Below are 12,982 nucleotides of genomic sequence, written 5' to 3'. Positions count from 1 at the left end.
GTTATGGCGTAGGGATATAGCGCTTTACTTCAGTTGAAAGTCCAGCAGCAATCACAGCTTGCTTATAGATACGTGCTTCAGCCAAAGCATAAGGATCAAATGTTTCTGTGGTCAAAATTGAGGCGATATGGGCAATCACATTCATATGACAAACAACTACAATAGATTCATAAGGAAGCTGTGCCAGCCACTCAACTGCCACTTTTGCATCATCATCAGGTTGAATAGCATTACAAATCACCACAGGTACCTGTGGAAAATAATGCTGGAGATGCGCCAAGGTTTCCTGTGCACGCAATAATGGACTGACAACGAAAACATCAGGTTGTAACTGATTTTTTAAAAACTGGGCACTATGTTCTGCTTGTAAATGTCCCTTTGTTGTTAATGGGCGAGTTTTATCATTTCCCAAAACTGCTGCTGCCGCCTCACCATGACGAACCAATGTAATTTGCATCACGTTTCCTATTATTTAAGCTAAATACAGTATAGAGATAGAATATGACAAATATGCAAATCTCATAATGATCTAGATCTATTTTTTTAATTTAACTGTGTTGATGAGGTAAAACAAACTCTACATCACTACGATTACCATTTTTCATCAACGATAAAGCAATACTCATCGGTGGAGCACCGTTATAAATCACATCATATAAAGCGCAGGTAATCGGCATATACACATCCAATGCTTGTGCACGATTCTTGACTTGTATAATGGTATTTAATCCTTCTGCTGTTTGTCCCAATTCAGTTGTCGCTTGCGCTAAACTTTTTCCCTTGCCGATTGCATAGCCCACTTGGTAGTTACGGCTTAAAGGACTATTACAAGTCGCAAATAAATCACCCACTCCAGACAATCCTAAAAAAGTTAGCGGATTAGCGCCCAAAGTCACAGCAAATCGACTCATTTCAGCCAAAGCACGTGTTAAGATCATACTTTTGGTATTTTCCCCAACGTTATAGGCAACGGCCATTCCCATCGCGACCGCATAAATATTTTTTAACGCCCCTCCCAACTCGACACCATGCACATCATCACTTGCAAAAACACGAAACAAAGCACTATGCAAAGCTTGTTGTACTGCGGTTCGTAGTAACTCTGAATCACTCGCAATCACTGTACCCGCAGGCTGACCTGCGACTATTTCTTTCGCCAAATTAGGACCAGACAGTACACCATAAGGAACCTCTGGTAATTCTTGACGAATAATATCACTCATAAAACAGAAACTTTCTGCTTCAATTCCTTTCGTCAAAGATACAATGGCTTGTGCGCTAATAAAGGGTTGAATTTGCTTGAGGACTTCGCGAAATGAATGGCTTGGAATAGCCACAAAAATAATATCACGATCACGTACTGCAACTTCAATATCCGATACAGCAATTAAATCATGTTCTAACGGAAAATCGGGTAAATAACGTTGATTAAGATGGCTACGATTAATTTCTTGTGCAGTATTTTCATCACGAATCCAAATCATGGTATCACAACCATTACGCACTGCTGTATTGGCCATTGCCGTACCAAAACTTCCTCCGCCCAATACCGTAATTCTTAATTTGCTGTGTGCTTTAGGTATCGGCTCAATAAAAGCAGAAAAATCAAACTCAGACATTATTATTCTCCCGTAAGTTTATTGATTCCAATAACGCACAAATTCTGCTGTATCCAATACCGGACGTGGTGCAATTGCTTTAGCAGCAGTACCAATATAGATAATTCCCGCAATTAAATCATCTGCTTCAAGACCTAAGGCCTGTTTTAAATAGTTGGATTCAATCACAGCACCCGTACGCCACATGGTTGAAAAACCTTGTGCTTGTAATGACAATAAAAAATTCTGAATTGCAGCACCTGTACTTAATGTCTGCTCAAAATAAGGGACTTTAGGATGATCTACAAATTGAGTTAATGCCAACACCAAAAGTGGTGCACGATATGGATGCTGTTTAACACGTTCAAGTTGTGCCGCCTCAGTTTGGCCTAAATCTGCCAGTGCTTGTGATAGCAACTCACCAAATGCTGCCCTCTGCTCTGCCTCTATCACCACAAAACGTGTTGGCTTTAAACGATGATGATCTGGTGCAGTCAGTGCTGCCGAATAGGCCTGCTGCAATTGTTCTGCATTCGGTGCTGGTTCAACCAAATGACCAATAGATTGGCGTTGGTGAATATTTTGATGAACAATCTCTGTTACTGAATTGGTCATTGAATAAAAAATACCTAAACGAAATGAAAACTTAGATTAGCATAAACCTAAAAAAAATCGCCATAAATTCATCAACAACCTCATTTGAAGCACGACAAATACAATAACACTAAGTTTTTATACATTTTTTTAGTTTTATCTTAAATTTAAATCATGCAAGATATGACCAATAAGAGCGTAACTATAGAGAAAATCATGAAAAAAATCGTATATACACTAACGACTTTATCCATAATATTACTTGCTGCATGTACCTCAACACCTCAAAACCATACTATTGCCATCCAAAAAGAAAACAACCTGTTTGAAGTTACGGGTTTGGGTAAAACCAGCATTATTGCAAAGAACAATGCCATCAATGCCGCCAATAAAACTTGTGGTCAAGCCACAACTATCGTGGTCAGTGAAAAAACCACCTATAATGGTGTATTACAAGGCGTAGTAGATCAAGAAACAGGTAAACTGATTGAGGCAGCGACAACCGTCATTGGTAAAATTTCAGGCAGTAATACCTCGATTGCCTCAGATGACGACTATCAAACCACACTGAACTTTCAATGCAAAGGCAGCCGTTAACAAAAATGCCGCATCTATTGCGGCACTTTTAATTTACATCCAAAAAACACGATTCGTCGATGATGGCTTAACAATAACCATCCAAACGTGTCAATGGAAGCTTCTGCCCAATCGCTTTCTCAATTTCAGGCAAATAAAAGGCATCATCTTCCGATAGAAAACTAATGCTCACGCCACGCGTACCAGCGCGCCCTGTACGACCAATACGATGCACATAGTCATCAGACTGTTCTGGCAAAGTAAAATTAATCACATGCGATACACCATCAACATGAATGCCACGCCCTGCCACATCTGTCGCAATCATGATATTTTGTTTACCACTTTTAAATTGCTCTAACATTTTAAGGCGTTTATCTTGTGCAATTTCACCAGATAACATCACGACCTTATAACCATCCTTTTTTAAATGATCATATAAACGACGTACCTGATCGCGACGATTAGCAAAAATCATTACTTTATCGATAGGTTCATCACGCAAGATATCTTGTAATAATTTATATTTATCTGCACCAGCAACCATATAAACGCGCTGCTCAACATCAGCATTGGTTTTCTTTTCAGGTTCAATCTCCACTGTAACGGGTTCAAATAACCATTGCTGTGCTAGATTTAAAACATCATAATTAAAGGTCGCAGAAAACATCAGTGTTTGGCGCTGCTCTTTACGAGGTGAATAACGGACAATTCGTTTAACCGATGGAATAAAGCCCATATCCAGTAAACGATCAGCCTCGTCAATAACCAAAAACTCAATTTGATCTAACCAAACTTGTTTTTGTTCTACCAAATCAATCAAACGTCCTGGTGTTGCAACAATAATATCAACAAAATTTTTATCCAATAATGATGTTTGCTTATCAAAATCAACACCACCCAATAACGTCACCAATTTTAACTGGGTATATTTGGTCAATAATCGTGCATCACTTTCAATTTGCAAAGCCAACTCACGAGTAGGTGCCAGAATCAAAGCCCGTGGCTCACCACGATAACGTTGTTCCTGTATCGGATTTGTCAACAAATCATTAATGATACTAATTAAAAAAGCGGCTGTTTTTCCAGTACCTGTTTGAGCTCTGCCAATCGCATCATGCCCTGCCAATGTATATTTTAAAACCTTTTGTTGAATTGGCGTCATGGTGGTAAAGCCCAGTGCATCAATCGCTTTTTTCAAATCAGGATGTAAATTTAAGGTTTCAAAACCAGCTGACATATGAATATGCTCTCACTCATCTGTGAATAAAATCTGCTGCATTATAAACAAAAAACGCCCCAATATACATTGGGGCGTCTTCCTCAGACCAATATAAAAATTAGTCTAATGGCTGAACTTCTTCAGCTTGAAAGCCTTTTTGACCTTTAACTACGCTGAATTCAACGCGTTGACCGTCACGAAGTGAACGGTGGCCTTCGCCTTGGATTGCACGGAAGTGAACAAATACATCATCACCGCCATTGCGTTGAATAAAACCAAAGCCTTTAGTGTCGTTAAACCATTTTACTACGCCTTGTTCGCGAGCAGCTGTCATAAGTTAATCCTCATTGATTTCATAAAAGGACCACCCGGTGTTGCAAACAGCAGACAAACAAGGGTTAAAAATAATTATTATTTCTAATCTTGTAATCATTCTGTGAAACTATTAACAAAATCCCGGTTACATCCATATTTAAAGTAACTTTCTAACAACTTACATTGTTAAAAAGCTACTGTGCACTGAGATTAACACGGGTTTGTGACAATTAATAGAATTTTTTTATATATATTCCTTAATTTTAATTATTTCAGTTATATATTTATTTTATGTTTATATCTTACTCAAATTTAAGTAATTTTATTTTTTACTTCCACAATCAATTTGTTACTATATAATATCCAGATATTCACCTATTTTAAACGTTACACATGAGTGAGATTGAAATACCAATTAATGTCATTGATGCAATGGGAAAACCTTGTCCTATGCCATTATTAATGCTTAAAAAATCACTAAAAAATCAGGACTTTCATAAATTCTTACTTAAATCTTCAGATCCACATAGCTTACAAGATGTTTTACGCTATTGCCAAATTCATCAAATAAGCTGTGAAGCTATACAGATTTCTGAACATGAATTCCACTATGTAATTGTGATCTAATTGGCATTTTTTAAGTTCTTATTTCATTCATAATTAACATTAAAATTTACATTTCTTCACCCATATCATCTTCTCCAGTTGATGATATTGGCATTAAGATAGATTATTGGTAATTCAACCACCCATCCTATAAGGAGAAAACATGAGTGACAGCAGCAATCAATTGATGCCCCTGTCATTATCGACACCAGGTGCGAATCTCGGTGCCTATATTAGTACTGTCAATCAAATCCCGATTTTAACGGCCGAACAAGAAAAAGAGTTGGCCGAGCGCTATTTTTATGACCAAGATCTAGATGCTGCAAAAATGCTGGTCATGTCTCATTTACGTTTTGTGGTACATATCGCACGAAGCTATGCAGGTTATGGCCTACCTCAGGGAGACCTAATCCAAGAAGGTAATTTGGGTCTGATGAAAGCAGTAAAACGTTTTGACCCAAACATGGGCGTTCGTTTAGTCTCTTTTGCAGTCCACTGGATTAAAGCCGAAATACATGAATATGTGATTCGTAACTGGCGTATTGTCAAAATTGCCACCACAAAGGCACAGCGTAAGTTATTTTTTAATTTAAGAAGTCTAAAAAAATCAAGTAAAAAATTAACGCTTGAAGAAGCGCAATCCATCGCAAATGATTTAAACGTCACCGCAGAACAAGTGCTTGAAATGGAAGGACGTCTGACGGCCTATGATGCTGCATTTGAAGCATCTGGTGATGATGACGATGAAGGTTCAAGCTATGTCGCGCCAGCATTGTATTTAGAAGATAATCGCTACGATCCAGCACGTTTGGCTGAAAATGAAGATTATGAAGAACAAAGCACCTCTGCATTACACGATGCAATGGAACAACTTGATGATCGCTCTCGTAATATTTTACAACGTCGCTGGTTAGATGATGATAAATCAACCCTACATGAACTTGCTGCCGAATATAATGTTTCTGCGGAACGTATTCGTCAGTTAGAAAAAAATGCCATGGAAAAAATCAAAACAGCCATGTCATCTAATTAAACTCATTGCCTCATGATATAAAAGGAAATTTAATAAAATTTCCTTTTATTTTTTACATAAAATTTTTATACATTTCATTCTAATCATACAGCGATGACCAAATAGAGCAAAATACATTTAAGGCTTTCTTGATCGGGTCGAGCTATGTTATGTTTATCACAAATTGTTTGGCCGTTAGAATTCGATTATGTGGATAGGTATTGCTGCTTTAAATTTAGTCTTTGCTGTTCTATTAGGCGCATTCGGTGCACATGGCTTAAAAACACGCGCAACAGAAGCTCAAATCGCATGGTGGCAAACAGCAACAGATTATTTCTTTTACCATGCATTAGGACTACTCGCCCTCGGAATCATTGCCAAGGTGATTCCGCAACTTCCCATCAAATCCAGTTTTATTTTGATTCAAGTCGGTATTTTTTTATTCTGCGGCTCACTCTACATTATGGCTTTAGGATTACCACGGGGTCTCGGTGCCATTACCCCTATCGGTGGCGCATTGATGATTTTAGGGTGGTTGGTCTTGGCTTGGAATGCATTTAAATATGTCAAATAAAATAGGTTAAACCCATGCAAATTTATTTAAATGGCGAACAGCAAAATACACAATGCTCAACCCTTCTGGAATTGATTCAACATCTTTCCTTGGAAGGAAAACGTTTTGCCGTAGAATGTAACGAGATGATTATTGCCAAAAGTAAGCTCGCACAGGTCATTCTGCAAGAAAATGATAAAATAGAGATTATTCATGCCGTCGGTGGCGGTTAATTTGGAGCACCCATGGAAGATTCAACCTTAACAATAGGTTCACGTACATTTCAATCTCGCCTACTCGTAGGTACAGGTAAATATAAAGATCTCAATGAAACAGGTCTAGCGATTCAAGCCAGTGGCGCTGAAATTGTGACAGTTGCTATTCGTCGTGTAAATATTGGCCAACACCCTGAACAGCCGAATTTACTTTCAGTCATTCCGCCAGAAAAATATACCATTTTACCCAACACGGCGGGTTGTTTTGATGCCAATAGTGCTGTGCGTACTTGTATGTTAGCACGTGAGCTTCTTGATGGTCATAATCTGGTTAAATTAGAAGTATTGGGTGATGAAAAAACCTTATATCCACATGTGACAGAAACCCTAAAAGCAGCACGAACTCTGATTGAAGATGGATTCGAAGTTATGGTCTATACTTCAGATGATCCTATTGTTGCACAAGAGCTGGAAAGTATGGGATGTGTTGCCATTATGCCATTAGGAAGTTTAATTGGCTCAGGACTGGGTATTTTAAATCCACATACTCTAGCGATTATTAAAGAAAATGCGAAAGTCCCCGTACTGGTTGATGCTGGGGTGGGTACAGCAAGTGATGCAGCGATTGCTATGGAACTTGGCTGTGATGGTGTGTTAATGAATACTGCTATTGCTGCTGCACAACATCCAGTTCTAATGGCTTCTGCGATGAAAAAAGCAGTGGAAGCTGGACGTGAAGCATACCTAGCTGGACGTATGCCTGCTAAACGTATGGCCAATGCCAGTTCACCTGAAACAGGTTATTTCTTTAAATAATCAGTGTGCTACAAGGTTTTTCAAATTTAAAACCACTCAAATAGCCATGAGTGGTTTTCTGCATAATCATGTGCAAAATCCATCATGCATGATGGATTTATAAATTTAAAATCAAGCAATTAATCCTTCATCGCGCATTGCAATTTGCACCGATTGACGCTGAGCCACTTTATCGCGTAATGCGACAATATGCGGATATGGGGTTAAATCATGTTGAATCAGCTTCGACCAATTGGTGATCACAAATAAATAAGCATCTGCTGGCCCAAAATTATCATCTACCAAATAGTCATGATCTGACTGACTCATCGTTTGATCAATATAATGGAGGAGTCGATCAATTTCTGCATAAGCCTTTTGTTTTGCCTCCTCATCTAAAGTTGCTGCAAAAAATACCGCATAAGCATCGTGTAGTTCAGAATTGAGATAACCCAACCACTCTAGTACCTTAGCACGGCCAAGTCCTGAAGGTGGAATCAGATCTTGCTTAGGATCATGTTGTGCAAGAAATGGTAAAATTGCCACATTCTCAGTTAAAATTAAGCCTGGATTAATTTCCAGTGCTGGCACATATCCTTTTGCATTAATATCATAATAGTTCACACCTTTTTCAGTCTGATGTGTTTTTAAATTTACTTTTTCGAGATCAAAATCAACGTTAATTTCATTTAAAATAATATGAGCTGCCAACGAGCAAGCACCTGGAGCATAATAAAGTTTCATCGCTAATCCTTGTTATTTCTATCTCTTTTCAATGTTTTATCTTGATTCTATTGAACTTTCAAGTAATGAAACCTATAAAATTGCAAAAAAACATCTGCATACAAATCGTGCTACATCTATCAATATTGTTTAAAAATATAAATTTTTCAAGTATAAAATACTGATTTTTACAGTTGAATTACTTTAATATAGCGCGCTTCCAAGATTTATGAACAATTGGCTGTGATTCATCTTCAAAAAGCAGAATGGTTTTCCAATATACCGCGTGACAGTTTAGCAGGTCTGGTGGTTGGACTTGCACTGATTCCAGAATCAATTGCTTTTTCCGCAATTGCAGGTGTCGATCCACAGGTCGGCTTATATGCATCTTTTTGCATTGCAATTAGCATTGCCTTTCTAGGTGGTCGTCCAGCCATGATTTCTGCGGCAACAGGCGCCCTAGCACTGTTAATGATTACACTTGTGAAAGAACATGGATTACAATATTTACTCGCAGCCACCATTTTAACAGGGATCATTCAGGTCATTGCAGGCTATATGCAAATTGCGAGACTCATGCGCTTTGTTTCTCAATCTGTGATTTATGGTTTTTTAAATGCCTTAGCAATTTTAATTTTTATTGCGCAGTTTAGCGAATTAAGCCAAATGAATTATTTTGGCTATTGTTCTGTCGCCTTCGGTTTAGCGATTATTTATTTGTTTCCATATCTACCTAAAATTGGTAAAAGTATCCCCTCTCCTTTTATTTGCATCATCATCTTAAGTGCGCTGGTGTTTTTCCTCGGTACAGATACACGTATGGTCAGTGACTTAGGACATTTCCCAGAAACTTTACCCATTTTCTTAATTCCACAAATCCCGATTAATTTTACAACACTGGCCATCATTTTTCCTTATTCAGTGACGCTTGCCCTCGTAGGTCTGTTAGAAACCATGATGACCACCAACGTCATTAATGAAATGACCCAATCTCAAGCCGACCGTCACCTAGAATGCCGCGGACAAGGTTATGCCAATATTGTGAGTGGCTTTATGGGCGGAATGGCTGGCTGCGCTATGATTGGACAATCAATGATTAATGTTCGATCTGGTGCAAAAACACGCTTATCCACATTGATTGCAGGCCTATCTTTACTGTTTATGGTGGTATTTTTTAAGGATTGGTTAGCCTATATTCCCATGGCTGCCATTGTGGCAATTATGCTTATGGTTGCCATCACCACATTTCAGTGGCAATCGGTGAAGACATTTCATCATCATCCCCTTTCATTTAATCTGATTATGATTCTGGTCATTGCTATTGTGTTATATACACATAATCTTGCTTTAGGCGTATTGGTTGGCGTACTGTTATCAGCACTCTGTATGATTTATCGTTTAGAACACACCTTGCAGATTAATGTGCTGAAAATTCATCCACAGCACTACCGTTATCTTATTTCTGGACAAATTTTTTTTAGTAGTGCGGAAAAGTTATTCAATGCTTTTGATTTCAATCAGGACTTACAATATGTTGAAATTGATTTAAGTCATGCTCAACTGTGGGATATGACTTCAATGAATATACTAAATGATGTGATTGGCCAATTTCAGGCCCAAGGTACGGTTGTACAGTTAATTGGATTACAATCTAACCGTCAGACACACCTTTACCCCCATCTTCATACTGCATTGACGACCATCAAGTGAGCACCACCATCTCGATAAATTTCATGACTGAAAATAAAATCGTTTGACTTCGTCTGCTGAGGTCTTAAAATACCGCTTTCGAGTTTTAATCTGCCCAAATTATGTCGAACGATTTATTAGACCAGCAAGTTGTAGAGCTGGACAACCTGAACGAACATCGTGAAATTGTCACTTTCATGCGTCGTTCATCTCCATTAAATACATCTCAACGTACTGCGCTTGAACAATATGCTCACTTAATTTTGGAATATCCTGTCGGTGATTTACGCCAACAATTTGAGCATCCTGAGCGTCCACTCACGGTAGAAATTGGCTTTGGCATGGGACGTTCGTTGGTCTTGATGGCAAAAGCCAATCCTGAGCGCAATTTTGTTGGTATTGAAGTACATGTGCCTGGTATTGCACAATGTGTTTATGAAGCGGGTCTGGCTGGTGTCACCAACTTACGTGTGCTTGATGCAGATGCGATTCAAGTCCTGCGTGAAATGCCAGATAACAGTATTAACTGTGTACAACTGTACTTCCCTGATCCTTGGCAAAAGAAACGCCATTTTAAACGCCGTTTTGTCATACATGAGCGTATGGCTTTGGTTGAACAAAAATTAGAATTAAATGGTACCTTCCATGCTGCAACGGATTGGGAGCCTTATGCTGAATGGATGCTTGATATTTTAGATCAGCGCCCATGTTTAGAGAATTTAGCGGGTAAAGGACACAGTTATCCGCGTCCAGAATGGCGTCCGCAAACAAAATTTGAACGCCGTGGTTTAGAGTCTGGCCACAAAATTAATGATTTTCTATTTAAGAAAATTAAATAGTCCCGCAATATATCACAGGCAGGTATCCTGCCTGCCTGTGATTGAATAGTTACCTCAATATTCACAATCTATTTAGCCATATGATCAACGTCTGTTGCTGCAATACGCGGCATAGGATTATGGTCAGGCTTGTGACGCTGTACAATCGCTTGACTCATCAGCTGATAGATCTGACCAAAGTCAGCCATGGCCGAATTGGCTAACAAAGCTTGATGCATTGCTAAAATATGCTGATCAGCACGTACCGCAGGTCCCGTTTGCGCTGTCTTCGCATCCATCTGGGTCACTTTCTGTGCCGTAGTCAAAATTAAAGGATGCAGTAGTGCAAAATCAACTTGATGTTGAGCCACGACTTGCTGTGCCATATCATAACAGTAGTTGGTAAAATTACAGGCAAATACTGCCGCCAAATGTAAACTCAGTCGTTGTTCAGAACTATAAGCATACACCCGTGTACTCAACTGCTGAGCTAACTGAGTCAAAAGCAGATGATCCTCTGTATGCCGTGCTTCAATCAATAACGGCGTATTTCCCCAATCAACTGGGCTATCCAGACTAAAGGTTTGTAACGGATAAAATACGCCATGGCGGGCGAGATTTGACAATGCATCTAGAGATGTACTGCCAGAAGTATGCACCACCAAAGCATTGATCTGACACTGTGCCAATTGTTCTGCGATATGCACAATTGCACTGTCACTAACACAAATAATCAGGAGCTCTAAAGCTAAATCAAACTGTTTTAAATCATCAATTGGCATCGCTTGAACTTGTATCGCCAAGTGTTCAGCATGCACTTTATCACGACTATAAACTTGCATGATTTGGTGCTGCTGTTGTAACTTACAGGCTAAATGTGTTGCAACACGCCCCGATCCGATTAAACCAATTTTCATTTGTGCTATCACCACCTAAGCTTGTTATGCTGTATATACCCCAATCAAGTATGACATTAAAATCCACAAAAAAAGCCAGCCGAAGCTGGCTAATATAGAGGATACAGCTTATGCCACAAATGTTTGTAATACTTTTCCTGTAACCTGTTGATTAATTAATGGTGTATTTTTACCATTTGAAATTATATTTTCTTTGTTTAAGGTCCATTGGTATTCAGGATCAATCAATACCCAGCCCAGTTCGCTTAACCACCGATCATACATTTGTGCTACTTTTGCTGGTGCAACAGTCACTTTTTCCACCCATTCTAAAGGGCTTAATAGACCTTGCTGGATTAATTCAATACCAAATGGCACATAACTGTCAAATGCCGTGAATCCAGATAAAGTCTCTGCAAAAGGTGCCATTTTTGCTGAACTACTCAAAGGTTCATGATGCGTACAAATGGCATCAATCACACCACTTTTAACCCCTTGTCGCAGTCGTATTTTATCCTGTTCAGAGCGCAATGGCGGACGAACATGTGCCAATGCATTAAATCCATCTATCAGTTGCTCTGTAAGATGTAATTGATGCATTGCAACATCACAGGTAACTTGAAGACCTTTATCTTTGGCAATTTTAATCAACTCAACCGAAGCGCCACAGGACAATAAACCAAAGTGGGCACGTACACCAGTCGCTTCAATCATTAAAAGATATTTGGCAATCGCAACTGTTTCAGCCAAAGCAGGAATCATCGGTAAACCTTGACGAGATGCAATAAATCCTTCATGCACACAGCCATCTTTGGCAATTTGTGGTTCCTCGGCATAGAAGACAACTGTCATATCTAGACCAGCCGCATATTCTAAAGTACGGATGACAACATCATCATCTGCAAAAGCGGCATTAGCATTCGATACTGCACTACATCCACCTTTCTTTAAACTGGCCATATTCGCAGGCTGTTTACCTAGCAAGCCTTGGGTTTGTGCACCGATCACCTGTAAATAGATACCACCATCTAACATCGCCTTTTCTACCAGACCATGTATCAATGCACCATTGTCTTGTACAATCGGTTTAGAATCTGGTGGGGTAAATACATGTAAGATACCATTATCGCGTGCCGCTTTACCTTCAGATTTTAATGTACCATGTTGCTGTTGTCCCGGTTCACGTAAACGGGCACATAAGTCAACCATCGTTGGCATTAACCATTTTCCCTGACCGTTAATGGTTGTAACCACCTGATCAGACTCAGCGACAAACTGCCCATTTTCAATAAAGACAGTTTTAATTTCATCGGTATGCTGAATCGGATCTAAGACACGTACATTTTCAATTTTGACGATACTCATGAGTG

16 protein-coding genes are annotated in these 12,982 nt (G+C 39.1%); 8 read left to right on the top strand and 8 right to left on the bottom strand.

Annotation, left to right across the window (positions count from 1 at the left end):
* Nucleotide 1: 1 nt before the first annotated feature.
* The 3 genes from QSG86_RS09360 to QSG86_RS09350 all read right to left on the bottom strand — a co-directional run bounded on the left by QSG86_RS09360 (nucleotide 2) and on the right by QSG86_RS09350 (nucleotide 2,213).
* Entirely contained in the window at nucleotides 2-457 is a 456-nt protein-coding gene (locus tag QSG86_RS09360; protein ID WP_317031245.1) for a phosphoglycerate mutase family protein, read from the bottom strand.
* A 91-nt stretch (nucleotides 458-548) separates the two neighbouring features.
* On the bottom strand, nucleotides 549-1,619 hold the full coding sequence (locus QSG86_RS09355) for an NAD(P)H-dependent glycerol-3-phosphate dehydrogenase (protein WP_317031244.1): 1,071 nt from the start codon (nucleotides 1,617-1,619) through the stop codon (nucleotides 549-551).
* A gap of 18 nt (nucleotides 1,620-1,637) precedes the next feature.
* Nucleotides 1,638-2,213, bottom strand: coding sequence for a nitroreductase family protein (locus tag QSG86_RS09350; RefSeq protein WP_317031243.1), 576 nt, complete (start codon nucleotides 2,211-2,213; stop codon nucleotides 1,638-1,640).
* A 195-nt stretch (nucleotides 2,214-2,408) separates the two neighbouring features.
* Between QSG86_RS09350 and QSG86_RS09345 the strand changes: the two genes are divergently transcribed.
* Entirely contained in the window at nucleotides 2,409-2,789 is a 381-nt protein-coding gene (locus QSG86_RS09345) for a hypothetical protein (RefSeq protein WP_317031242.1), read from the top strand.
* A gap of 67 nt (nucleotides 2,790-2,856) precedes the next feature.
* Here QSG86_RS09345 and rhlB read toward each other — a convergent pair whose 3' ends face one another.
* A complete protein-coding gene (gene rhlB / locus QSG86_RS09340) occupies nucleotides 2,857-4,008 on the bottom strand; it encodes an ATP-dependent RNA helicase RhlB (RefSeq protein WP_317031241.1) in 1,152 nt (383 codons plus the stop codon).
* A gap of 100 nt (nucleotides 4,009-4,108) precedes the next feature.
* A complete protein-coding gene (locus QSG86_RS09335; protein ID WP_004782461.1) occupies nucleotides 4,109-4,324 on the bottom strand; it encodes a cold-shock protein in 216 nt (71 codons plus the stop codon).
* A gap of 374 nt (nucleotides 4,325-4,698) precedes the next feature.
* Here QSG86_RS09335 and QSG86_RS09330 point away from each other — a divergent pair, with 374 nt between their 5' ends.
* From QSG86_RS09330 to QSG86_RS09310, 5 genes are all read left to right on the top strand, one after another.
* Nucleotides 4,699-4,932 carry a sulfurtransferase TusA family protein gene (locus QSG86_RS09330; RefSeq protein ID WP_317031240.1) on the top strand — a complete coding sequence of 78 codons (234 nt, stop codon included), beginning with the start codon at nucleotides 4,699-4,701 and terminating at the stop codon, nucleotides 4,930-4,932.
* A 142-nt stretch (nucleotides 4,933-5,074) separates the two neighbouring features.
* Entirely contained in the window at nucleotides 5,075-5,944 is an 870-nt protein-coding gene (gene rpoH / locus QSG86_RS09325) for an RNA polymerase sigma factor RpoH (protein WP_317031239.1), read from the top strand.
* Nucleotides 5,945-6,131: 187 nt separating this feature from the next.
* The gene (locus QSG86_RS09320; RefSeq protein WP_317031238.1) at nucleotides 6,132-6,497 is read left to right on the top strand and encodes a DUF423 domain-containing protein; all 366 of its coding nucleotides are present in this window, start codon (nucleotides 6,132-6,134) and stop codon (nucleotides 6,495-6,497) included.
* 14 nt (nucleotides 6,498-6,511) lie between these two features.
* Entirely contained in the window at nucleotides 6,512-6,709 is a 198-nt protein-coding gene (gene thiS / locus QSG86_RS09315; protein WP_317031237.1) for a sulfur carrier protein ThiS, read from the top strand.
* Nucleotides 6,710-6,721: 12 nt separating this feature from the next.
* The gene (locus QSG86_RS09310) at nucleotides 6,722-7,507 is read left to right on the top strand and encodes a thiazole synthase (protein WP_317031236.1); all 786 of its coding nucleotides are present in this window, start codon (nucleotides 6,722-6,724) and stop codon (nucleotides 7,505-7,507) included.
* A 111-nt stretch (nucleotides 7,508-7,618) separates the two neighbouring features.
* Here the strand turns inward: QSG86_RS09310 and QSG86_RS09305 are convergent, their stop codons facing one another.
* Nucleotides 7,619-8,230 carry a glutathione binding-like protein gene (locus tag QSG86_RS09305; RefSeq protein WP_317031235.1) on the bottom strand — a complete coding sequence of 204 codons (612 nt, stop codon included), beginning with the start codon at nucleotides 8,228-8,230 and terminating at the stop codon, nucleotides 7,619-7,621.
* Between the two features lie 222 nt (nucleotides 8,231-8,452).
* Between QSG86_RS09305 and QSG86_RS09300 the strand changes: the two genes are divergently transcribed.
* Together QSG86_RS09300 and trmB are read left to right on the top strand one after the other, a co-directional pair.
* Nucleotides 8,453-9,919: a SulP family inorganic anion transporter gene (locus tag QSG86_RS09300; RefSeq protein WP_317031234.1), complete on the top strand. Its 1,467-nt coding sequence runs from the start codon at nucleotides 8,453-8,455 to the stop codon at nucleotides 9,917-9,919.
* Between the two features lie 101 nt (nucleotides 9,920-10,020).
* Nucleotides 10,021-10,737: a tRNA (guanosine(46)-N7)-methyltransferase TrmB gene (gene trmB, locus QSG86_RS09295; RefSeq protein WP_317031233.1), complete on the top strand. Its 717-nt coding sequence runs from the start codon at nucleotides 10,021-10,023 to the stop codon at nucleotides 10,735-10,737.
* A 68-nt stretch (nucleotides 10,738-10,805) separates the two neighbouring features.
* On the opposite strand, the gene QSG86_RS09290 is transcribed toward trmB, so the two are convergent.
* Together QSG86_RS09290 and QSG86_RS09285 are read right to left on the bottom strand one after the other, a co-directional pair.
* Nucleotides 10,806-11,633: a Rossmann-like and DUF2520 domain-containing protein gene (locus QSG86_RS09290; RefSeq protein ID WP_317031232.1), complete on the bottom strand. Its 828-nt coding sequence runs from the start codon at nucleotides 11,631-11,633 to the stop codon at nucleotides 10,806-10,808.
* A 108-nt stretch (nucleotides 11,634-11,741) separates the two neighbouring features.
* A complete protein-coding gene (locus tag QSG86_RS09285; protein WP_317031231.1) occupies nucleotides 11,742-12,977 on the bottom strand; it encodes a dihydroorotase in 1,236 nt (411 codons plus the stop codon).
* Between the last annotated feature and the right edge of the window lie 5 nt (nucleotides 12,978-12,982).

Source organism: Acinetobacter sp. SAAs474, from assembly GCF_032823475.1.
GTDB lineage: Bacteria > Pseudomonadota > Gammaproteobacteria > Pseudomonadales > Moraxellaceae > Acinetobacter.
Note: the sequence above shows the minus strand (reverse complement) of the source record. Positions and strands in the feature narration are given on the sequence as shown.